Source organism: Mammaliicoccus stepanovicii, from assembly GCF_002902525.1.
In the GTDB taxonomy this organism is placed as follows: domain Bacteria; phylum Bacillota; class Bacilli; order Staphylococcales; family Staphylococcaceae; genus Mammaliicoccus; species Mammaliicoccus stepanovicii.
In genome coordinates this window covers 18,164-39,437 of the sequence record NZ_PPQZ01000029.1, presented here as the reverse complement: position 1 = coordinate 39,437, position 21,274 = coordinate 18,164, and the positions used below count along the sequence as shown (strand labels likewise).

Annotated in this window: 33 protein-coding genes; 27 read left to right on the top strand and 6 right to left on the bottom strand. The window is 34.2% G+C overall.

Annotated elements, in window-relative coordinates:
• Window positions 1-76 precede the first annotated feature (76 nt).
• Window positions 77-1,234 (top strand): aminotransferase class I/II-fold pyridoxal phosphate-dependent enzyme, encoded by a 1,158-nt coding sequence (locus CD111_RS05815; RefSeq protein WP_095086316.1) that lies wholly within the window; start codon window positions 77-79, stop codon window positions 1,232-1,234.
• 39 nt (window positions 1,235-1,273) lie between these two features.
• Here the strand turns inward: CD111_RS05815 and mspA are convergent, their stop codons facing one another.
• Together mspA and CD111_RS12620 are read right to left on the bottom strand one after the other, a co-directional pair.
• On the bottom strand, window positions 1,274-1,594 hold the full coding sequence (mspA, locus tag CD111_RS05810; RefSeq protein ID WP_095086319.1) for a membrane stabilizing protein MspA: 321 nt from the start codon (window positions 1,592-1,594) through the stop codon (window positions 1,274-1,276).
• Between the two features lie 15 nt (window positions 1,595-1,609).
• Window positions 1,610-1,777 (bottom strand): SE1832 family protein, encoded by a 168-nt coding sequence (locus CD111_RS12620; RefSeq protein ID WP_095086322.1) that lies wholly within the window; start codon window positions 1,775-1,777, stop codon window positions 1,610-1,612.
• A 49-nt stretch (window positions 1,778-1,826) separates the two neighbouring features.
• Between CD111_RS12620 and ybaK the strand changes: the two genes are divergently transcribed.
• Together ybaK and CD111_RS05800 are read left to right on the top strand one after the other, a co-directional pair.
• Complete coding sequence (gene ybaK, locus CD111_RS05805; RefSeq protein ID WP_095086325.1) at window positions 1,827-2,309, top strand: Cys-tRNA(Pro) deacylase; 483 nt, start codon at window positions 1,827-1,829, stop codon at window positions 2,307-2,309.
• Window positions 2,310-2,413: 104 nt separating this feature from the next.
• A complete protein-coding gene (locus tag CD111_RS05800; RefSeq protein WP_095086328.1) occupies window positions 2,414-3,325 on the top strand; it encodes an AEC family transporter in 912 nt (303 codons plus the stop codon).
• A gap of 76 nt (window positions 3,326-3,401) precedes the next feature.
• On the opposite strand, the gene CD111_RS05795 is transcribed toward CD111_RS05800, so the two are convergent.
• The 3 genes from CD111_RS05795 to CD111_RS05785 form a co-directional block, all read right to left on the bottom strand.
• Entirely contained in the window at window positions 3,402-4,187 is a 786-nt protein-coding gene (locus CD111_RS05795) for a glucose 1-dehydrogenase (protein WP_095086331.1), read from the bottom strand.
• A gap of 30 nt (window positions 4,188-4,217) precedes the next feature.
• Complete coding sequence (locus tag CD111_RS05790) at window positions 4,218-5,075, bottom strand: RhaT/GlcU family sugar-proton symporter (protein WP_095090059.1); 858 nt, start codon at window positions 5,073-5,075, stop codon at window positions 4,218-4,220.
• Between the two features lie 219 nt (window positions 5,076-5,294).
• Window positions 5,295-6,161, bottom strand: coding sequence for a GNAT family N-acetyltransferase (locus CD111_RS05785; protein WP_095086334.1), 867 nt, complete (start codon window positions 6,159-6,161; stop codon window positions 5,295-5,297).
• 140 nt (window positions 6,162-6,301) lie between these two features.
• Here CD111_RS05785 and CD111_RS05780 point away from each other — a divergent pair, with 140 nt between their 5' ends.
• Window positions 6,302-8,437, top strand: a complete 2,136-nt coding sequence (locus CD111_RS05780; RefSeq protein WP_095086337.1) for a DNA topoisomerase III — start codon at window positions 6,302-6,304, stop codon at window positions 8,435-8,437.
• Between the two features lie 180 nt (window positions 8,438-8,617).
• Window positions 8,618-9,952 (top strand): NCS2 family permease, encoded by a 1,335-nt coding sequence (locus tag CD111_RS05775; protein ID WP_095086339.1) that lies wholly within the window; start codon window positions 8,618-8,620, stop codon window positions 9,950-9,952.
• A 72-nt stretch (window positions 9,953-10,024) separates the two neighbouring features.
• Here the strand turns inward: CD111_RS05775 and CD111_RS05770 are convergent, their stop codons facing one another.
• A complete protein-coding gene (locus tag CD111_RS05770; protein WP_095086341.1) occupies window positions 10,025-10,399 on the bottom strand; it encodes a hypothetical protein in 375 nt (124 codons plus the stop codon).
• Window positions 10,400-10,714: 315 nt separating this feature from the next.
• Here CD111_RS05770 and rpsJ point away from each other — a divergent pair, with 315 nt between their 5' ends.
• The 22 genes from rpsJ (at window position 10,715) to secY (ending at window position 21,262) form a co-directional block, all read left to right on the top strand.
• Complete coding sequence (gene rpsJ / locus CD111_RS05765; RefSeq protein ID WP_095086344.1) at window positions 10,715-11,023, top strand: 30S ribosomal protein S10; 309 nt, start codon at window positions 10,715-10,717, stop codon at window positions 11,021-11,023.
• Window positions 11,024-11,054: 31 nt separating this feature from the next.
• Window positions 11,055-11,717, top strand: a complete 663-nt coding sequence (gene rplC / locus CD111_RS05760) for a 50S ribosomal protein L3 (RefSeq protein ID WP_095086347.1) — start codon at window positions 11,055-11,057, stop codon at window positions 11,715-11,717.
• Between the two features lie 29 nt (window positions 11,718-11,746).
• The gene (rplD, locus tag CD111_RS05755) at window positions 11,747-12,370 is read left to right on the top strand and encodes a 50S ribosomal protein L4 (protein WP_095086350.1); all 624 of its coding nucleotides are present in this window, start codon (window positions 11,747-11,749) and stop codon (window positions 12,368-12,370) included.
• Window positions 12,370-12,648, top strand: a complete 279-nt coding sequence (rplW, locus tag CD111_RS05750) for a 50S ribosomal protein L23 (protein ID WP_095086353.1) — start codon at window positions 12,370-12,372, stop codon at window positions 12,646-12,648. Before rplD ends, rplW begins: the two co-directional genes overlap by 1 nt.
• Before the next feature lie 32 nt (window positions 12,649-12,680).
• Window positions 12,681-13,514 (top strand): 50S ribosomal protein L2, encoded by an 834-nt coding sequence (rplB, locus tag CD111_RS05745; RefSeq protein ID WP_095086356.1) that lies wholly within the window; start codon window positions 12,681-12,683, stop codon window positions 13,512-13,514.
• Window positions 13,515-13,578: 64 nt separating this feature from the next.
• Complete coding sequence (gene rpsS, locus CD111_RS05740; protein WP_095086359.1) at window positions 13,579-13,857, top strand: 30S ribosomal protein S19; 279 nt, start codon at window positions 13,579-13,581, stop codon at window positions 13,855-13,857.
• A 26-nt stretch (window positions 13,858-13,883) separates the two neighbouring features.
• Complete coding sequence (rplV, locus tag CD111_RS05735) at window positions 13,884-14,240, top strand: 50S ribosomal protein L22 (RefSeq protein ID WP_095086362.1); 357 nt, start codon at window positions 13,884-13,886, stop codon at window positions 14,238-14,240.
• Between the two features lie 24 nt (window positions 14,241-14,264).
• Window positions 14,265-14,918 (top strand): 30S ribosomal protein S3, encoded by a 654-nt coding sequence (rpsC, locus tag CD111_RS05730; protein WP_095086365.1) that lies wholly within the window; start codon window positions 14,265-14,267, stop codon window positions 14,916-14,918.
• A gap of 2 nt (window positions 14,919-14,920) precedes the next feature.
• Window positions 14,921-15,355 carry a 50S ribosomal protein L16 gene (gene rplP / locus CD111_RS05725; protein WP_095086368.1) on the top strand — a complete coding sequence of 145 codons (435 nt, stop codon included), beginning with the start codon at window positions 14,921-14,923 and terminating at the stop codon, window positions 15,353-15,355.
• On the top strand, window positions 15,345-15,560 hold the full coding sequence (rpmC, locus tag CD111_RS05720) for a 50S ribosomal protein L29 (RefSeq protein WP_095086371.1): 216 nt from the start codon (window positions 15,345-15,347) through the stop codon (window positions 15,558-15,560). The genes rplP and rpmC overlap by 11 nt, the downstream gene beginning before the upstream one ends.
• Before the next feature lie 23 nt (window positions 15,561-15,583).
• Window positions 15,584-15,847, top strand: a complete 264-nt coding sequence (rpsQ, locus tag CD111_RS05715; protein WP_016911101.1) for a 30S ribosomal protein S17 — start codon at window positions 15,584-15,586, stop codon at window positions 15,845-15,847.
• Window positions 15,848-15,880: 33 nt separating this feature from the next.
• Window positions 15,881-16,249 (top strand): 50S ribosomal protein L14, encoded by a 369-nt coding sequence (gene rplN / locus CD111_RS05710; protein ID WP_016911102.1) that lies wholly within the window; start codon window positions 15,881-15,883, stop codon window positions 16,247-16,249.
• 43 nt (window positions 16,250-16,292) lie between these two features.
• The gene (gene rplX, locus CD111_RS05705) at window positions 16,293-16,613 is read left to right on the top strand and encodes a 50S ribosomal protein L24 (RefSeq protein ID WP_095086374.1); all 321 of its coding nucleotides are present in this window, start codon (window positions 16,293-16,295) and stop codon (window positions 16,611-16,613) included.
• A gap of 25 nt (window positions 16,614-16,638) precedes the next feature.
• Window positions 16,639-17,178, top strand: a complete 540-nt coding sequence (gene rplE, locus CD111_RS05700; RefSeq protein ID WP_095086377.1) for a 50S ribosomal protein L5 — start codon at window positions 16,639-16,641, stop codon at window positions 17,176-17,178.
• A 27-nt stretch (window positions 17,179-17,205) separates the two neighbouring features.
• On the top strand, window positions 17,206-17,391 hold the full coding sequence (locus tag CD111_RS05695; protein WP_095086379.1) for a type Z 30S ribosomal protein S14: 186 nt from the start codon (window positions 17,206-17,208) through the stop codon (window positions 17,389-17,391).
• A gap of 29 nt (window positions 17,392-17,420) precedes the next feature.
• A complete protein-coding gene (rpsH, locus tag CD111_RS05690) occupies window positions 17,421-17,819 on the top strand; it encodes a 30S ribosomal protein S8 (protein WP_095086382.1) in 399 nt (132 codons plus the stop codon).
• Between the two features lie 29 nt (window positions 17,820-17,848).
• Window positions 17,849-18,385: a 50S ribosomal protein L6 gene (gene rplF / locus CD111_RS05685; protein WP_095086385.1), complete on the top strand. Its 537-nt coding sequence runs from the start codon at window positions 17,849-17,851 to the stop codon at window positions 18,383-18,385.
• A 27-nt stretch (window positions 18,386-18,412) separates the two neighbouring features.
• Window positions 18,413-18,775, top strand: a complete 363-nt coding sequence (gene rplR / locus CD111_RS05680; RefSeq protein WP_095086388.1) for a 50S ribosomal protein L18 — start codon at window positions 18,413-18,415, stop codon at window positions 18,773-18,775.
• 18 nt (window positions 18,776-18,793) lie between these two features.
• Window positions 18,794-19,294 (top strand): 30S ribosomal protein S5, encoded by a 501-nt coding sequence (gene rpsE / locus CD111_RS05675; protein ID WP_078356951.1) that lies wholly within the window; start codon window positions 18,794-18,796, stop codon window positions 19,292-19,294.
• A 16-nt stretch (window positions 19,295-19,310) separates the two neighbouring features.
• Window positions 19,311-19,490 carry a 50S ribosomal protein L30 gene (rpmD, locus tag CD111_RS05670; protein WP_037589015.1) on the top strand — a complete coding sequence of 60 codons (180 nt, stop codon included), beginning with the start codon at window positions 19,311-19,313 and terminating at the stop codon, window positions 19,488-19,490.
• Between the two features lie 30 nt (window positions 19,491-19,520).
• On the top strand, window positions 19,521-19,961 hold the full coding sequence (gene rplO, locus CD111_RS05665; RefSeq protein WP_095086391.1) for a 50S ribosomal protein L15: 441 nt from the start codon (window positions 19,521-19,523) through the stop codon (window positions 19,959-19,961).
• Window positions 19,961-21,262, top strand: coding sequence for a preprotein translocase subunit SecY (gene secY / locus CD111_RS05660; protein WP_095086394.1), 1,302 nt, complete (start codon window positions 19,961-19,963; stop codon window positions 21,260-21,262). The genes rplO and secY overlap by 1 nt, the downstream gene beginning before the upstream one ends.
• Window positions 21,263-21,274 lie beyond the last annotated feature (12 nt).

Genomic DNA, 21,274 nt, shown 5'->3' with positions numbered 1-21,274 from the left:
GTCTATGATACTGTGTTTGATAAAATATAACCATATACTTTATATTTGAAATTTATTTACTAGAGGAGCAATTTACATGACGACATCCAAATTATTGGCTCAAATACCAGATAGCTATTTCGGAAAAACGATGGGGCAGAAAGTAAACCATGGGCCATTGCCACTAGTAAATATGGCCGTTGGTATTCCAGATGGGAAAACACCACAAATTATTGTCGATAAATTTATTGAAGCAATACAAGAACCAAGTAATCAGAAGTATGTTGCGTTTCATGGTAAAGCATCATTCAAGAAAGCAATTGTTGATTTTTATAAAAGACATTATGATGTTGAGTTGGATCAAGACGAAGAAGTGTGTATTTTGTATGGAACGAAAAATGGGTTAGTTGCATTACCAACATGTGTTGTAAATCCCGGTGAAAATGTACTACTTCCTAATCCTGGGTATACTGATTATTTAGCTGGTGTATTGCTTGCTCGTGCAAATCCTTATTCGCTTGAATTGAAGCCTGAATTTAATTATTTACCTCAATGGAATGATGTGGATAACCATATATTAAATAATACGACGCTTATATATTTAACGTATCCAAATAATCCAACAGGGTCAGTTGCTACTCGCTCATTTTTTGATGAGACAGTAGAACGATTTAAAGATACAAAGACAAATATTGTACATGACTTTGCTTACAGTGCTTTTGGATTTGATACAAAAAACCCTAGTATTCTTCAATCTGAACATGCTAAGGAAACAGCTATTGAAATATATTCACTTTCAAAAGGTTATAATATGTCTGGGTATAGAGTAGGATTTGCAGTTGGAAATAAAGATATGATAGCTAGTTTAAAAAAATATCAAACACATACACATGCTGGAATGTTCGGCGCGTTACAAGACGCAGGTACAACAGCTTTAAATGAATGTGATGACTTTCTATTACAACAAAATGAAATATTTAAGAAAAGAAGGACAAATTTTGAAGCTGCATTAAATAAAGTGAATATTCCGTTCGAACCAATGAAAGGTGGTATATTCTTATGGATGGAAACACCGCCGACATTTGATGGCGAATCATTTGTAGAATACTTATTGCAAGAAAAATCTATCTTAGTTGCACCAGGCATACCGTTTGGAGATAATGGTAAAAACTATGTGAGGATTTCTTTAGCATTGGATGATCATGATTTAAATGAAGGCGCGAAACGACTTCAAGAATTGGCCCATTTATATTAAAAAGAGTCCGAGACAAAATTGTATGTCCGGACCTTTATATTAGAATATGACGATAATTAAAATGATAAATATTGCGAGTATAAAAAGGGTCATGTAATTTAATAATGTAACACCTTTTTTATCATGAATTCGATATTTGAATGCAGTAATTTCAATATTAATAACTAAACAAACAAGAACAGCTACTAACCACCAAATATTCGTTGCAAATCCAAATATAATGCTACCTAAAAATACAATCAACATAAGACCCATTATAAAACGTAATACTTGAGTGAGGGTAGTATGAAGTTGGTATATACTTAAATAACTTATAACGAGGTAAATTAGGGTAAATAATAATAGTATTAATATAAGCATGGTAAATTCCTTTCGTTATTCTTGGTTTAATTGATCGCGAACCTTTTTAATTTCTTCTTCTAATTGAACAAGTTGGTTCTCGAGCATGTCGGTAGCGTTACCAGTAGATTCTCTTTTTTCTAAATCATTTTGAATTCGAACATAATCATACTTCAATTCTGCGAGTTGTGATTGTAGGTCCAAATGAAACACTCCTTTGTAAGTTTTATTATTTATTAAAGTTGGTGAACAAATGAAAAAAATAAAAACAAATGCGATGCGTATATTAGATCAATACAATATATTTTATCATATTCATGAATTTAAAATAGGTAAAGAGCATATTGAAGGCTATAAAGTGGCAGAATTAATACATCAACCAGTTGAAAAAGTCTTCAAAACACTTGTATTAACAAATTCTCAAAATGAATATTTTGTCTTTGTTATACCAATTACTAAACACTTAAATATGAAAAAGGCGAGTAAAGTAGTTGGTCAAAAAAAGCTTGAACTTTTACCACTAAATGAGCTGACTAAAGTGACAGGCTATATACGTGGTGGATGTTCACCTATAGGAATGAAAAAAGCATATCAAACAGTTATTGATTGCGAAGTTAAAAACTTATCGACCTTCATTATAAGCGCAGGTAAAAGAGGATTACAAATGGAAGTGAATCCTTTAGACTTAGAAAAAGTGATAAGTTTACAAATTGATGATGTTACAAACAATAACTAAACTTATTTTAGTATAATTAATAATAATTTCAAACAAAAACTGTGCAAGTAATAAAAACAATTGTTAATATATATAGATGTGATTTCAATGAGAGAAGTGATAGAATGAATGAAAATTTTGCAATGATTATATTATTAATTGCACTGGGCTACATACTAAAAAAATTAAAGTTTTTTAAGGCATCAGATGGAAATGTACTTGCCACACTTGTGTTGAACGTAACGTTACCATCATTAGTTATTGTAAATTTAAATGGTACCAATTTAGATTTATCATTAGGATGGTTACCTATTCTAATGTTGCTTTATGGTGTAATTGCGAAAGTTTTCATAATATGGTTGTTCAAGAAAAATTATAATAATCAAGTTAGAGGAACAGTCGGAATGATGGCCGCTTCTGTGAATATAGGACTATTTGCATATCCTCTTGTCTCTAAGATTTGGCCAGAAACAGGGCTATTATACTTTGGAATGATTGATATTGGTACTGCGATAATAATGTTTGGAGTAACATATTTTGTTGGTAGTTACTTTAATGAAGCTGGTGACCAGTTTGATTTTAAGAAAATGGGATTGAAGTTGATTACGACAGTACCGTTAATGACTTATATGATTATGTTTATTCTTAATATAATGTCAATCAAAATACCAGGAAAAGCAATTGACTTCTTTGATATTATTTCTCAAGCCAATTTACCACTATCAATGATTCTATTAGGATTATTTTTAAACTTTAAAATTGAAAAAGCTTATTTACCGATTGTTATTAAGTACTTATTATTTCATTATGGTTTTGGATTATTTATGGGATTATTAGTTTACTTCTTCTTACCAGTTGATGATCCTATGATCAAAACTTCATTATTATTAGCTTGGTTACTTCCGGTAGGTGTGTCTGTCTTATCGTATGCGATAACATTTAAATATAAGACATTACCTATAATAGGTATGACGACAAATATAAGTATTGTGATATCTATTGTTATACTATATTTATTCCAATTATTTTTCGTTTAACATAAATAAAAGTCACGCCATAATGTAACATGGCGTGACTTTTTATTTATAACTAGAAATGTTTAGTTGCTTATAATTAACCTTTACCACCCATAAAAGCAGGATAGTTTGTCATACCACCATCAACGTAAATAGTTGTACCGTGGATGTAACTTGCTTCTTCTGAAGCTAAGAATACATTAATGTTTGCTACTTGATCTGCTTCACCAATTTCATTTAATGGAATCATTTCTAACGTTTCATCTCTTGTAGTTGGATCAGAGAATTTTTCGCGTGTATGTTCTGTTACAATAGCACCTGGGGAAACGTTATTAATTCTAATACCGTATTTACCATATTCCATAGACATCGTTTCCATCATTAATTTTAAGCCGCCTTTACTTGCAGCGTAATTTACATAATTTGGCCAAGGAATAACATCGTGAACACTTGCTGTATTAATAATTTGACCTTTAATACCTTGGTCTAAGAAATACTTAACCGCTTCTCTACTTCCTAAGAATGCACCAGTTAAATTGATATCAATTACTTTTGACCAATCTTCAAGACTTGTTTTGTGCGTTGGAATTGGTTTTTCGAATCCTGCATTATTTATCATGATATCAATTCGTCCAAATGCTTCGTGTGCTTTTTGAATTAAATTCATGATATCTTCTTCTTTCGAAACATCTCCTTGCACGGCAATTGCATCGCTACCAGAATCTTTAATTGATTGAACAATTGCTTCTGCTTCTTCTTCATGATCTAAATAATTAATGACAACTTTAGAACCTTCTTTACCAAATCGTTCTGATGTTGCTTTGCCTATACCACTATTACCGCCTGTTATAATCACGACTTTATCTTTTAAATCTTTATACATAATAAACACTTCCAATCGTTTGTATTTGTATTATCCTTTTGCTGCACCAATTATGAATGCTGCAATGATAATAAGTACGATTCCAATCCAAATAAATGTCATTTGACGTTTTGTTTTTTGTTCACCGAGTAGGAATATACCACCTAGTGTAGAAACGATAACTAACATTTGTGAGAATGAGAAACTTGTTCCGACACCAACTTTTGGTTGAGAGATAAATAAGAACATATTACCTAATGCCCATACGATACCTGGAAGAATATTTACAGTTGTGTATTTAATAGAAGGTTTATGTTTGAATGACAGTATAATACCACCAATAACCATACCTATTGATTGAGGGAATAATGCATCCCATCCTTCAACGCCAAATAGTTGGCCAATAACAACGTAAACGACATATCCTACAGTTGAAATGAGTAAAATTGGAATAGCTTGTGCAAGTTTTTTAGTATTACTATTACCACCTGAACTCTTTTTCTGAACAGAAGTAAAGATAACACCGATAATAAGCAACACTAGCCCTGTAAGTCCAAGTGTAACTTGTGTTCCAGTTGACCATTCTCCTAAGAAGGCTGCACTAAACAGTGTAGTACCTAATAACTGTAGACCAGTTGAGATAGGCATAGTCAAAGATACACCAATTAAATCAACACTTCTTAATTGGAACCCTTGACCAAGTGCCCAGAAAGCACCCGAAATCATACCTATAATGATTGTACTAACTGTAAATTGAACATCCCCAAAAATAAATAGGAGAATACCAATTATAAACGCACCGATAGTTGTCCCTAGAATTTGATTGTAAGGACCACCACCGACTTTTACATTAATTAAAACAACGCTCCCCCAGAATATTGCTGGCAGCAGAACGATTAAATATTCCATATGCATTACTCGCTTTCTCTAATTATTTTACAGACTACTTTACCCATTTGATTAACATACAAAACAAGCCAGAAATTTAAAAATGAGATTGTTTAAAAAGTCTGCAAGACAATTAAAGCATAAATTATACTAAAATTAGAATAAAAAAAGCACATTAAGATTATTTTTATTCTAATCTTAATGTGCTTTTTGAATATATTTATTACAAAGGAAGGCCCTTTAATCAGTCCTGACATATTTAAAATGATGAGTTTCATTAACAATTTCGAATCCAACTTTTTCGTATAACAATTGAATTTGTTCGTGCTTTTTATTGTTCACATGTATGCGAACAGTTTTAACATTGTCATGTTTGAATGCTTCTGTCGTTGCGTAATGTATCATTTGGAAAGCGATGCCTTGCTTTCGGTAATCTTTATGTGAAGCTAAGTAAGGTATTGTCGCTAATTGTAATGGTGTATCGATAGATAAATAAATGTACCCTTTAACTAATCCCTCAGCGATATACAAATACAGTGCATGGTCGTCATTTAGTGATGATACGATATCTACTGAATTTAAGTCACTGTTTTTGAAGTTTTTAGAATGTAGTTTATCAAATGAATAAAAGTAGGGTTTACTATATTTAATCATTTGATTCTGATTATCTACTTTATGTGGTGTATGATGTATTTCTAATGTATATCTCGTTTCGACATATCCAGCATGTAACGTCTTTAGCTTACTATTATTTAGGACATGTTCTTTATGTAGAGAGATGTGACAATACTTTACATTAGGATGATTATTTAATAGTTTCGTCCATATAACTTTCACTTCATTCAAAACTGCTTCAGAAGTATCGTTAACGATTGGCCCCCATACATTTACTGTTTCGTTATCTACGTATTCAAAACCTAACGCAGCAACAATCTGATTGTCATCTTGAACATAATAAAAATTTTGGTCAGAGAAGTTTTGTTGAAGCTTTAATTTAATTTCTTCTAGATCATGAGGTATATACTCTACGTAATTCGTGTTTTCGCTATTCATCTTCTTTAGATAAGTTGCAACAGTATCGATATCTTTAAGTGGCAGTATATTCATGACAGTCACTCCTTCAATTTTGATCGATTATTTACTCTATTATACGATTAAATGAACTTTTATAAAAGTTTTACATAACTTTAGAACAATAATTATTCGTGTTATAATGATTCGAATGAAAAAAGAATGGGTGAAATGAAATGAAAGAATTAATTCTTGCAGAAAAACCATCAGTAGGACGTGACATTGCAAAGGCACTTGGCATTCATGATCAGAAGAAGGGTTATTTTGAGAACAAACAATATATAGTTACTTGGGCATTAGGTCATTTAGTTACAAACGCAACACCTGAAGAATATGATAAAAAATTTAAAGAATGGGATTTAAATGTTTTACCGATAATTCCAGAACATATGAAACATGTCGTTATTAAAAAAACGAGAAGCCAATATAATACGGTACAGCATTTAATGAAACGAGATGATGTTAAATCCATCATTATTGCAACTGATGCCGGTAGAGAAGGGGAACTTGTCGCACGGTTGATTATCGAAAAAGCGAGAATTAAAAAACCTTTAAAACGTTTGTGGATTAGCTCAGTAACAGAAAAAGCAATCAGAGATGGATTTAAAAATTTAAAAAGTGGCAAAGCATATGAGAATTTATATAAAGCAGCTTTATGTAGAAGTGAAGCAGACTGGATTGTAGGTATAAATGCAACAAGAGCTTTAACGACAAAATATGATGCTCAATTATCTTGTGGTAGAGTACAAACACCAACATTAAATCTTGTACAGATGAGACAAGACGAAATACAGTCGTTTAAACCAGAAAAATATTATCAAATGGACATTGATGTAGAAGGATACAAATTTAAATGGACAACAGCTCAAGGTGATAAGATATTTGATTTACAGCGGTTAGAATCAATAAAGGATAAATTAAATAATAAAAAAGGCACAATAAGTCGGATTGTTAAAAAGAAAAAAACAAAATATCCACAAAAATTATATGATTTAACGAGTTTACAACAAACTGCTTATCAACGTTATAAAATGAGTGCTAAAGAAACACTAAATACAATGCAGTCATTATATGAGCAACATAAAGTATTAACATATCCTAGAACAGATTCAAATTATCTTACAACAGATATGATATCTTCTTTAAAAGAAAGAGTATCTTCTTTAAGTGCGACACCTTTAAAATCACACTCAGTACCACTATTGAAAAAAGAAATTCGAGCAGGTAAACATTTTGTAGATAACCAAAAGGTTTCTGATCACCATGCTATTGTTCCAACAGAAGTAAGACCTAATATGGAACAACTGTCATCGCGAGAAAAATATATTTACATGCTCGTTGCTGAAAGATTTTTAGAAGTGCTTCTACCGCCGTATCAATATGAAGAAACGACAGTGGAAATCCAAGCAGAAGGTGAAACATTTAAACTTGTCCAAGAAGTGGCAACTGATTTAGGGTTTAAAGCAATTCATCAAGAACAAACTGTTGTAAAAGCGTTGCCGTTTAAAGAGAATGAGCAAGTCTCGATACAAAGAGTGAATATAATAAGTAAAGATACAGAACCACCTGCTTATTTCAATGAAGGAACACTGCTTAAAGCAATGGAATCACCACAAAGATTTTTCAAACTATCAGATAAGAAAATGTCACAAACATTAAATGAAACTGGTGGAATTGGAACTGTAGCAACTAGAGCTGATATTATTGAAAAGTTGTATAGTTCAAATGTGATTGAAGCGGTACAAGGTAAAATAAAAACAACACCTAAAGGCAAACAATTACTAAATTTAGCGCCTAAACAGTTAACGTCACCAGAACTTACTGCTAAATGGGAAATGAAACTAACTCAAATAGAAAAAGGCCAATATCAAAAAGAACAATTTATTAAAGAAATGCGTGACTTTACTAAAGAAATAATAAGTGATATTAAAAATAGTGATGATAAATTTAAACATGACAATATAACTACAACTGAATGTCCAACTTGTGGCAAATTTATGCTAAAAGTAAAAACAAAAAATGGCCAAATGCTTGTTTGCCAAGATCCAACATGTAAGACGAAGAAGAATCAACAAAGACAAACCAATGCGAGATGTCCAAACTGTAAGAAAAAACTAACATTGTATGGTACTGGTAAGAATGCAACTTATAGATGTGTTTGTGGACATACAGAAACACAAGCACATATGGATGAAAGACTTAAAAATAGAAAAACCGGTAAAATAGGCAAGAAAGAAATGAAGAAATATATGCAAAACGATGAAGTGGAAAATAATCCATTTAAAGATGCATTAAAAGGATTAAAGTTATAAAATAATAATTTAACTAAAATACCTCCTTAAAGTCGCGATTTAAGGAGGTATTTTTTATTTAGAAATATAAAAATACGAACATAAGACGAATGGCAATTAAAAATGTTCGTAAAAAGTGTTGATTTTTAGGACTCTGAGTAATACAATGTACAGTGTTGAAATTAATAAAGGAGACTTAAGATGAAACGTTACTTTAAGTTTGATGAGTTAGGTACAAATTATAAAAGAGAAATTTTAGGTGGGTTAACAACTTTCCTTTCAATGGCATACATATTAGCAGTTAACCCTGCTATGTTAAGTTTAGCAAGTGTTAAAGGAATACCTGATTCCATGAGAATGGATCAAGGTGCGGTATTCGTTGCAACAGCATTAGCCGCACTTGTAGGTTGTTTGTTTATGGGATTAATAGCTAAATATCCAATTGCACTAGCACCAGGAATGGGACTAAATGCTTTCTTTGCGTTCACTGTAGTATTAACAATGGGTATTCCATGGCAAACAGGATTAACTGGTGTTTTATTTTCCGGGTTGATTTTTGCAGTATTGACGATAAGTGGTTTACGGGAAGTAATTATAAATGCGATTCCTTTTGAATTAAAGATGGCTGTATCAGCTGGGATAGGATTATTTATAACATTTGTAGGTTTACAAGGCTCGGGTATCGTAAAGAATGAAGATTCGACTTTAGTGACTTTAGGTACAATTCATGACCCAGAAGTACTGTTAGCAGTATTTGGTATTATCATCACAATTATTCTCATGGCTAAGAAATTGCCAGGTGCAATATTTATAGGTATGGTAGTAACTGCGATAGCTGGATTAGTGACAGGATTAATTTCAATGCCTGATAGCATCATTGGTAAAGTACCAAGCGTAGCACCAACTTTCGGTGCTGCATTTGAGGCATTTGGAGATTTATCTACTATATTGAATGTACAATTTTTAATTGTTGTCTTAACATTCTTGTTTATCGACTTCTTTGATACAGCTGGAACTTTAGTAGCTGTCGCAAATCAAGCAGGATTGATGAAGGATAATAAATTACCAAGAGCAGGGAAAGCATTGTTCTCAGATTCTTTAGCAACAATTGTAGGTGCGATATTCGGAACATCGACAACAACTAGTTATATCGAATCAAGTGCTGGTGTAGCAGTTGGAGCGCGAACAGGATTTGCAAGTGTTATTACAGGTATTTGTTTCCTAGCGGCTTTATTATTTTCACCACTTATGGCAGTAGTAACAAGTGCTGTAACTGCACCAGCACTCGTTATAGTAGGTGTATTAATGGTAAGTAATTTAGGTAAGATCGATTGGCAAAAATTCGAAATTGCTGTACCAGCATTCTTAACAATGATTATGATGCCACTAACTTATTCAATAGCAACAGGTATCGCATGTGGATTTATATTCTATCCAATCACGATGATCGTAGCTAAAAGACATAAAGAAGTTCATCCAATTATGTATGGTTTATTTGTAGTGTTCGTTGCTTACTTTATATTCGTACATGGTTAAAACATATATCAAAAATAAAAAGCAACCCAAAAATTTATTTGGGTTGCTTTTCTTAATAACAGTAAGATTAAGCTATTTATAGTTTTTATAAGTTGTTTTGTAATATTTAGATGGAATATATACAGGTGCAATAATAATAGTAAATAAGAAAATAATCATGAGCACTACCATTACAATGTGTAATATCCAACCAATTACAGGAATGATTGCAACGAAACTAGCTATTAGACCAATCAACGGTATGATAAAAATGACTTTAACGGTATTTTGGTTATCAATTAATAATATAATAGTAGAAATGAAATAAAGTGTACCATTTAAAACAAGAGCATTATATCCGGTAGATAGCACAATACTGCCACCTATAAAGGGAATTGCTAATAAAAGTTCTGAAATTAATAATATAATAGAAAGAACAAGCAATACAGTCTTAATTCCTCTTTTCATGATTTCACCACCTGTTAAAAAATTCATTCTACATTATATCATTTAGATTACAATTTATCTATTTTTAAATATCTATTGAAAAACAAACAAAATTTCGTTATAATACTTTGGTATGTGTTAGATAGAAATTAGAGAAATATATGATTATCTATTGCGTAATGGCGAGAAATCGTGTATCATATCTAATGTTGGACTTTAAGAAGCGATGAAGCGAGAGGTTACTGACACACCCGGCCGCTTTGCCATGGCGGTGTGTAAGAGAGTTTTCGTGGAGAAGTCTATCACTATAAAGTAGACGAACAAGGAGGGAAAATTATGGCAAAACAAAAAATTCGTATCCGTTTAAAAGCGTATGATCACCGTATGATCGATCAATCAGCAGAAAAAATTGTTGAAACAGCTAAACGTTCAGGAGCTCAAGTGTCTGGTCCGATTCCGTTACCAACTGAGAAATCAGTTTATACAGTAATCCGTGCCACTCACAAGTACAAAGATTCTCGTGAACAATTCGAACAACGTACGCATAAACGTTTAATCGACATTCTTAACCCTACACCTAAAACAGTTGATGCTCTTATGGGCTTAAACTTACCATCTGGTGTAGACATCGAAATCAAATTATAATTCATTAAAATAACAGGAGGTGCGACTTTCGATGACCAAAGGAATCTTAGGAAGAAAAATTGGAATGACTCAAGTATTCGCAGAAAATGGTGAATTAATACCAGTAACTGTAGTAGAAGCAAGTCAAAACGTAGTATTACAAACTAAATCTGAAGAAGTAGACGGCTATAACGCTGTTCAAATCGGATTTGAAGACAAAAAAGCATATAAAAAAGATCGTAAATCTAACAAATATGCAACTAAAGCAGCTGAAGGCCATGCTAAAAAAGCTGGTGCAGCACCTAAGCGCTTCACTCGTGAATTCAGAAACATTGATGTTTCAGCATACGAGGTAGGTCAAGAAGTCACTGTAGATACTTTCAAAGCAGGAGACATTATTGATGCAACAGGCGTTTCTAAAGGTAAAGGTTTCCAAGGCTCAATTAAACGCCACGGTTTCTCACGTGGACCAATGAGTCACGGTTCTCGTTACCATAGAGGTTCAGGTTCAATGGGTATGGCTTCTGATGCTTCTAAAGTATTTAAAGGTAAAGAATTACCAGGCCGTATGGGCGGAAACACAGTTACTATGCAAAACTTAGAAGTTGTTAAAGTAGATACTGAAAACAACGTAATCTTAGTTAAAGGTAACGTGCCAGGTCCTAAAAAAGGTTTAGTAAAACTTACAACTTCAATTAAAAAAGGTAATAAATAATTATTTAGGTGAAAGGAGGAAACAACATTATGGCTAATTTTGATGTATTAAAAGTAGATGGATCTAAATCAGGATCAATCGAATTAAATGATAGTGTATTTGGTATCGAACCAAACCAACACGTATTATTCGAAGCAATCAATTTACAACGTGCTTCATTACGCCAAGGTACTCACGCAGTTAAAAACCGTTCAGCAGTTCGTGGTGGTGGACGTAAACCTTGGAAACAAAAAGGTACAGGTCGTGCTCGTCAAGGTACAATCCGTGCGCCACAATGGCGTGGTGGTGGTATCGTATTCGGACCAACACCAAGAAGTTATTCTTACAAAATGCCTAAGAAAATGCGTCGTTTAGCATTACGCTCAGCATTATCAGCTAAAGTAAGTGATAACGAATTAGCAGTATTAGAAGCATTCAATTTCGATGCTCCTAAAACAAAAGAGTTCAAAAATGTAATGAGCAATTTAGAACTTCCTAAAAAAGTTCTTTTCATCGTTGAATCAGTAGAAAGCAACGTTGAATTATCAGCTCGTAACATTCCAGGTGTTAAAGTTATCGACGCTCAAAGTTTAAATGTATTAGATATTTTAAACGCTAATAAAGTCGTAATAACAAAAGCAGCAGTGGATAAAGTAGAGGAGGTGCTCGCATAATGGAAGCAAGAGATGTTATTAAGCGCCCCGTAATCACAGAGAAATCTTCATCAGATATGGCTTTAGATAAGTACACTTTTGATGTAGATACACGTGCTAACAAAACTCAAGTAAAAATCGCAATCGAAGAAATTTTCGACGTTAAAGTAAGTACTGTAAACATCATGAACGTTAAAGCGAAAGCTAAACGTGTTGGTCGTCACAGTGGTTTCACTAATAAACGCCGTAAAGCAATCGTAACTTTAAAAGAAGGTTCATCAATCGACCTTTTCAACTAAAAAACAATTACCACTAAGGAGGTAAAACGACAATGGCTCTTAAAAAGTATAAGCCAATTACAAATGGTCGTCGTAATATGACATCTTCAGATTTCGCTGAGATTACATCAACGACTCCTGAAAAGTCACTATTACAACCGCTTCCGAGAAAAGCGGGACGTAACAACCAAGGTAAATTGACAGTTCGTCACAGAGGTGGCGGTCATAAACGTCAATACCGTGTAATTGATTTCAAACGTAACAAAGATGGAATTCCTGCTAAAGTAGCAACTATAGAATATGATCCAAACCGTTCAGCTAACATTGCATTAGTAGTTTACGCTGATGGTGAGAAAAAATATATTCTTGCTCCTAAAGGATTAAAAGTAGGACAACAAATTTTCAATGGTGCTGAAGCTGATATCAAAGTAGGTAATGCATTAGCATTAACTGATATTCCAGTTGGTACAACAATTCACAATATCGAATTAAAACCAGGTAAAGGTGGACAATTAGTTCGTTCTGCTGGTACAAGTGCTCAAGTACTTGGTAAAGAAGGTAAATACGTATTAGTTCGTCTTAAATCAGGTGAAGTTCGTATGATCTTATCTACTTGCCGTGCAACAATTGGTCAAGTTGGTAATGAACAACACGAATTAATCACAATTGGTAAAGCCGGTCGTTCTAGATGGATGGGTAAACGTCCAACTGTACGTGGTTCTGTAATGAACCCTAACGATCACCCTCACGGTGGTGGTGAAGGTCGTACACCAATCGGTCTTAAATCACCAATGTCTCCATGGGGCAAACCAACACTTGGTAAGAAAACTCGTAAACAAAGCCAACGTTCATCTAAATTTATTGTTCGTGGTCGTAAGAAAAAATAATAATACCTTATTTACGTGTGCGGCTTATATGCCGCGCGCATAAAATAAGAAGGGAGGCGCCATAATGGCTCGTAGTCTTAAAAAAGGACCTTTCGTTGATGATCATTTAATGAAAAAAGTTGAAGCTCAAAACGAAAGCGAAAAAAAATCAGTTATTAAAACATGGTCTCGTCGTTCAACAGTATTTCCTAACTTTATTGGTCACACAATAGCAGTGTATGATGGTCGTAAACATGTTCCAGTATTCATTACTGAAGACATGGTTGGACATAAATTAGGAGAGTTTGCACCTACACGTACTTATAAAGGTCACGCTGCAGACGACAAAAAGACTAAACGCTAATTTCTTAAAAAGAGGAGGAAGTCACAATGGAAGCAAAAGCGGTTGCTAGAACAATAAGAATCGCACCTCGTAAAGTGAGATTAGTTTTAGATCTTATTAGAGGTAAAGAAGTGGCAGAAGCAATTGCCATCTTAAAATTAACAAACAAAGCAACTTCACCAGTTGTTGAAAAATTATTGATGTCAGCTTTAGCAAATGCAGAACATAATTACGATATGAATCCAGATTCATTAATAATTAAAGAAGCTTATGCTAATGAAGGACCTACATTAAAACGTTTCCGTCCACGTGCACAAGGTCGTGCAAGTGCGATCAACAAACGTACAAGCCACATTACTATCGTAGTTGGCGATAAAGAAACTAAAGAAGTTAAAGAAGCATAATTAAATCATTAAGGAGGGAATATAGTGGGTCAAAAAATTAATCCAATCGGACTTCGTGTCGGTGTAATTCGTGACTGGGAAGCAAAATGGTATGCAGGTAAAGACTTCGCAACACTTTTACATGAAGACCTTAAAGTTCGTAAATTTATAGCAGAAGCATTGAAAGAAGCTTCAGTTTCAAGTGTTGAAATTGAACGTGCAGCAAACCGTATCAATATCGCAATCCACACTGGTAAGCCAGGTATGGTTATTGGTAAAGGCGGTTCTGAAATAGAAAAATTACGTAACAAATTAAATGCATTGACTAACAAAAAAGTACACATCAATGTAATCGAAATCAAAAAAGTTGATTTAGATGCAACATTAGTAGCAAGCAATATTGCTCGCCAACTAGAAAACCGTGTATCTTTCCGTCGTGCTCAAAAACAAGCTATCCAACGTGCAATGAAATTGGGAGCTAAAGGTATCAAAACGCAAGTATCTGGTCGTTTAGGTGGCGCAGATATGGCTCGTACAGAACAATATTCAGAAGGAACTGTTCCACTTCATACGCTACGTGCTGACATTGATTATGCACATGAAGAAGCCGACACTACTTACGGTAAATTAGGTGTTAAAGTATGGATCTACCGTGGAGAAGTTCTTCCTACAAAGAAGTCTAGTGAAGGAGGAAAATAATAATGTTATTACCAAAACGTGTTAAATACCGTCGTCAACATCGTCCTAAAACAACTGGTCGTTCTAAAGGCGGAAATGAAGTAACATTTGGTGAGTATGGTTTACAAGCGCAAACAGCATCTTGGATCACTTCTCGTCAAATCGAATCAGCTCGTATCGCAATGACACGTTACATGAAACGTGGCGGAAAAGTCTGGATCAAAATATTCCCACATACACCATATACTAAAAAACCTTTAGAAGTACGTATGGGTTCTGGTAAAGGTGCAGTAGAAGGCTGGGTAGCAGTAGTTAAACCTGGACGTATACTATTCGAAGTTGCGGGTGTTCAAGAAGAGGTAGCTCGTGAAGCATTACGTCTTGCTGCTCACAAACTTCCAGTTAAATCTAAGTTTGTAAAACGTGAAGAATTGGGTGGTGACACAAATGAAAGCTAAGGATATCAGAAATTTAACCACTACTGAAATTGAAAAAGAAATAAAAGAAGCTAAAGAACAATTATTCAACTTACGCTTTCAGTTAGCAACTGGTCAACTTGAAGAGACTGCTAACATTCGAAAAGTTAAAAAGACGATTGCTCGTTTGAAAACAATCGTTCGTGAAAGAGAAATCGAAGAAGCGAAAGCAGCAGATAACAAATAATCAAGTAGAGGAGGTTCATTACTGTGAGCGAAAGAAATGACCGCAAAGTTTACGTTGGTAAAGTAGTTTCAGACAAAATGGATAAAACTATTACAGTTGTTGTAGAAACATACAAAACTCATAAATTATATGGTAAACGCGTAAAGTATTCTAAGAAATATAAAACGCATGATGAAAACAATTCAGCAAAAATGGGCGATATCGTTAAGATTGCAGAAACACGTCCTTTATCATCAACTAAGCGTTTCCGTCTAGTTGAAATAGTTGAAGAATCAGTAATTATTTAATAGAAGTATAAAGATAAGGGAGGTCAAACAAAGATGATCCAACAAGAAACACGTTTAAAAGTAGCAGACAACTCTGGTGCACGTGAAGTATTAACAATCAAAGTTTTAGGCGGATCTGGTCGCAAGACAGCAAACATTGGTGATGTAATCGTTGTTACTGTTAAAAATGCAACACCAGGTGGCGTTGTTAAAAAAGGTGAAGTTGTTAAAGCTGTTGTTGTACGTACTAAATCAGGTGTGCGTCGTGAAGATGGCTCATACATTAAATTTGACGAAAATGCATGTGTAATCATCCGTGATGACAAAGGTCCACGTGGTACACGTATATTCGGTCCTGTAGCGCGTGAATTACGTGAAGGTAACTTCATGAAGATCGTTTCTCTAGCGCCAGAGGTACTTTAATCTAATATGATAAAAATCAAAATTCCTAAGGAGGTGCCTACACATGCACGTACGTAAAGGCGACAACGTTATCGTTATCTCAGGTAAAGATAAAGGTAAAACTGGTAAAGTTATTGAAGCATTACCTAAGAAAGAACGCGTAGTTGTTGAAGGTGTTAACATTATCAAAAAACATCAAAAACCAACTCAGTTCAATCCAGAAGGTGGTATCTTAGAAACAGAAGGTACTATCCATGTTTCTAACGTTCAACTAATTGATCCTAAGACAAACAAACCAACTCGTGTTGGTTACAAAGTAGTAGATGGTAAAAAAGTTCGTATCGCTAAAAAATCAGGCGAAGAAATCAAATCATCAAAAGAATAATTATTAAGTGAAAGGAGGATCCACTTTGACACGTTTAAAAGAGAAGTTTAATAATGAAATTTCAGCTGAGTTAGTTAAGAAATTTAACTATGATTCAGTTATGCAAGTACCAAAAATCGAAAAAATAGTAGTAAACATGGGTATTGGTGACGCAGTTCAAAACTCTAAAGTTTTAGACTCAGCAGTTGAAGAACTTGAAGCTATCACTGGTCAAAAACCATTAGTAACTAAAGCTAAGAAATCTATAGCGACTTTCCGTCTTCGTGAAGGTATGCCAATCGGTGCAAAAGTAACATTACGTGGAGAAAGAATGTATGAATTCTTTGATAAATTAATCTCAGTTTCATTACCACGTGTACGTGACTTCCGTGGTATCTCTAAAAAAGCATTCGACGGTCGTGGGAACTACACATTAGGTGTTAAAGAACAACTAATCTTCCCTGAAATTGACTATGATAAAGTAAGTAAAGTACGAGGAATGGATATCGTTATCGTAACAACTGCTAACACTGACGAGGAAGCTCGTGAATTGTTATCACAATTCGGTATGCCATTTCAAAAGTAATCTCTAATTATAAAGGAGGCTAATTAAGTGGCTAAAAAATCAATGATCGCTAAACAACAACGTAAACAAAAATTCGAAGTTCGTGAATACACTCGTTGTGAACGTTGTGGACGTCCACACTCAGTATATCGTAAATTCAAACTTTGCCGTATTTGTTTCCGTGAACTAGCATACAAAGGCCAAATCCCTGGCGTACGTAAAGCTAGCTGGTAAACTCAAAAGAATGAAAGGAGGAAACACAAATGACAATGTCAGATCCAATTGCAGATATGTTAACTCGCGTGCGTAACGCTAACATGGTACGTCACGAAAAATTAGAGTTCCCTGCATCAAACATTAAAAAAGAAATCGCTGAAATCCTTAAAAAAGAAGGATTCGTAAAAAGCGTAGAATTCATAGAAGATGATAAGCAAGGTGTTATTCGTATGTTCTTAAAATACGGACAAAACAACGAGCGCGTTATCACAGGATTAAAACGTATTTCTAAACCAGGTTTACGTGTTTATGCTAAAGCTGATGAGTTACCAAAAGTACTTAACGGTTTAGGTATTGCACTAGTTTCTACTTCTGAAGGTGTATTAACTGATAAAGATGCTAGACAACGTGGAATCGGTGGAGAAATATTAGCTTATATCTGGTAATTATAAAATTATAAGGAGGTGCCCACATAATGAGCCGTGTCGGTAAGAAAATTATAGAGATTCCATCTGACGTAACAGTTACTATCGAAGGTAATACAGTTACAGTTAAAGGAACAAAAGGTGAATTAACTAGTACTTTTAATGAAGAAATGACTTATAAACAAGAGGACAACACTTTAGAAGTTGTACGTCCTTCTGATTCAAAAGAACATAAAACAGTACATGGTACTACTCGTGCATTGATCGCTAACATGATCGAAGGTGTATCTAAAGGTTTCGAGAAAAACTTAGAACTTATAGGTGTTGGTTACCGTGCTCAAATGCAAGGTAAAAACATTATCCTAAATGTTGGTTATTCTCATCCAGTAGAAATCGTTGCTGAAGATGGTATTACATTATCAGTAGAGAAAAACACAAAAGTTAAAGTAGAAGGCATTTCAAAAGAACGCGTTGGAGCTATTGCTTCATATATTCGTTCAATCCGTCCACCAGAACCTTATAAAGGTAAAGGTATTCGTTATGAAGGCGAATATGTTCGTCGTAAAGAAGGTAAAACTGGTAAGTAACCATTAAGATAAGAAAGGAGCACTAACATGATCGCTAAAATCGACAAAAATAAAGTTCGTTTGAAAAGACATGCTCGTGTACGTTCAAAATTAGCTGGTACAACTGAAAAACCACGTTTAAACGTATACCGTTCAAACAAACATATTTATGCTCAAATTATTGATGACTTAAATGGCGTAACAATCGCTCAAGCATCAAGTTTAGATAAAGATTTAAACTTAGAGCAATCAGGTAATGTAGAAGCAGCAGCTAAAGTTGGCGAAATCGTTGCAAAACGTGCGTCAGAAAAAGGCGTTGAAGCTGTAGTATTTGACCGTGGAGGATATTTATATCACGGACGTATCAAAGCATTAGCTGATTCAGCTCGCGAAAACGGACTTCAATTTTAATTTAAAGGAGGGACACTCATGCGTCGTAAAGAACAAGAAGTTAAAGAATTTGAAGAGCGCGTAGTTACGATTAACCGTGTAGCTAAAGTAGTTAAAGGTGGTCGTCGTTTCCGTTTCACAGCTTTAGTAGTTGTTGGAGATAAAAATGGTCGCGTAGGTTTCGGTACTGGTAAAGCACAAGAGGTACCTGAAGCAATTAAAAAAGCAGTAGAAGATGCTAAAAAAGATTTAGTAACAGTTCCACGTGTTGAAGGAACAACACCTCACCAAGTTATTGGACGATTCGGTGCAGGTCGTGTTTTAATTAAACCAGCAGCTCCTGGTACTGGAGTTATTGCAGGTGGACCAGTTCGTGCGGTATTAGAACTTGCTGGTATCACTGATATCTTAAGTAAATCATTAGGATCAAACACACCTATTAACATGGTTCGTGCAACTATTGAAGGACTTAAAGAACTTAAAAATGCCGAGCAAGTAGCTAGTCTACGCGGTAAATCAGTAGAAGAATTATTAAATTAAGGAGGGAAACAACACTATGGCAAAATTAGAAATTACCCTCACTCGTAGCGTTATTGGTCGTCCTGAAACACAACGTAAGACAGTTCAAGCGCTAGGACTTAAAAAAACAAACTCAACTGTAGTAGTTGAAGATAATCCTGCGATTCGTGGGCAAATCAACAAAGTAAGTCACTTAGTAAAAGTTACTGAAAAATAAATACATCTATAGTAATAAGGAGGTGCCAAAATGAAATTACATGAGATGAAACCAGTTAAAGGTGCTCGTAAAGAACGTAACCGTGTTGGTCGTGGTATGGCTACAGGTAACGGTAAAACAAGTGGACGTGGTACTAAAGGTCAAAAAGCACGTTCAGGTGGCGGTGTTCGTTTAGGTTTTGAAGGTGGTCAATTACCATTATTCCGTCGTTTACCAAAACGTGGATTTACTAATATAAACCGTAAAGAATATGCAATTGTTAATCTTGATCAATTAAATCGTTTCGAAGATGGAACTGAAATCACTCCAGCATTACTTGTTGAGTCAGGTGTCGTTAAATCTGAAAAATCAGGTGTTAAAGTATTAGGAAACGGTTCATTAGAAAAGAAATTAACAATAAAAGCTCACAAATTCTCAGCTTCAGCAATTGAAGCAATCGAAGGTAAGGGCGGAACGCATGAGGTGATCTAATGTTTGAAACGATGGTTAGTTTTTTAAAGACTAAAGAAATTCGTAACAAGATATTATTCACACTAGCAATGCTCGTAATATTTAAAGTTGGAACGTATATTCCAGCTCCTGGTGTTAATCCAGAAGCATTTAATCAAAATAAAGGTTCGCAAGGTATCACTGATTTGTTTAACACATTCGGTGGAGGTGCCTTGCAGAACTTCTCAATTTTAGCGATGGGTATTATGCCTTACATTACTGCATCAATCGTTATGCAATTATTACAAATGGATGTTGTTCCTAAATTTACTGAATGGTCAAAACAAGGTGAAGTAGGTCGTAAAAAGATTAATCAATTTACGCGTTACTTTACGATTGTTTTAGCTTTTGTTCAAGGTTTAGGTATGTCATATTCATTTAATAATATGCTCGGTGGTAATTTAATCCAAAATACGTCTACTTTAAATTATTTATTAATTGCTCTTGTATTAACTGCAGGTACAGCTTTCTTAATGTGGTTAGGTGAACAGATTACACAATTCGGTGTTGGTAATGGTATTTCTATTATTATTTTCGCTGGTATATTATCTTCTTTACCAAACTCATTAATTCAGTTTTATCAACAAAGCTTTGTTGGTGCAGATGACACAACTATGGCTTGGTTAAAAGCAATTGGTTTATTTGTTGGAATGGTATTACTTACTGCTGGTGCTGTTTATGTACTTCAAGCTATTCGTAAAATTCCAATTCAATATGCTAAACGTCAAACACAAGCTACAGGTAGTGCATTGTCAGCAAATGCGACATATTTACCTTTAAAAGTAAACTCTGCAGGTGTAATTCCAGTTATCTTTGCGATGGCATTTTTCATGCTTCCAAAGACGTTAACACTCTTCTTCCCAAAAGAAGAATGGGCGCAAACTATTACAACTTATGCAGATCCTTCTCATAATATTGGTATGATTGTCTATGTTGTTTTAATCATAGCTTTTGCTTACTTTTATGCATTTGTTCAGGTTAATCCTGAGAAAATGGCTGAGAATTTACAAAAACAAGGTAGTTATGTTCCAGGAATTAGACCTGGTGAACAAACTAAAAAATACATCACTAGAGTGCTCTATCGTTTAACGTTTGTTGGTTCAATATTCTTAGCATTTATAGCTATTATTCCGATATTGGCTATTAAATTAATGAATTTACCACAAGCTATACAAGTTGGTGGTACAAGCTTACTAATCGTTATCGGTGTCGCAATAGAAACAATGAAAACTTTAGAAGCGCAACTGAATCAACGAGAATATAGAGGCTTTAGAAGACGATAAACAAGTAGGAGG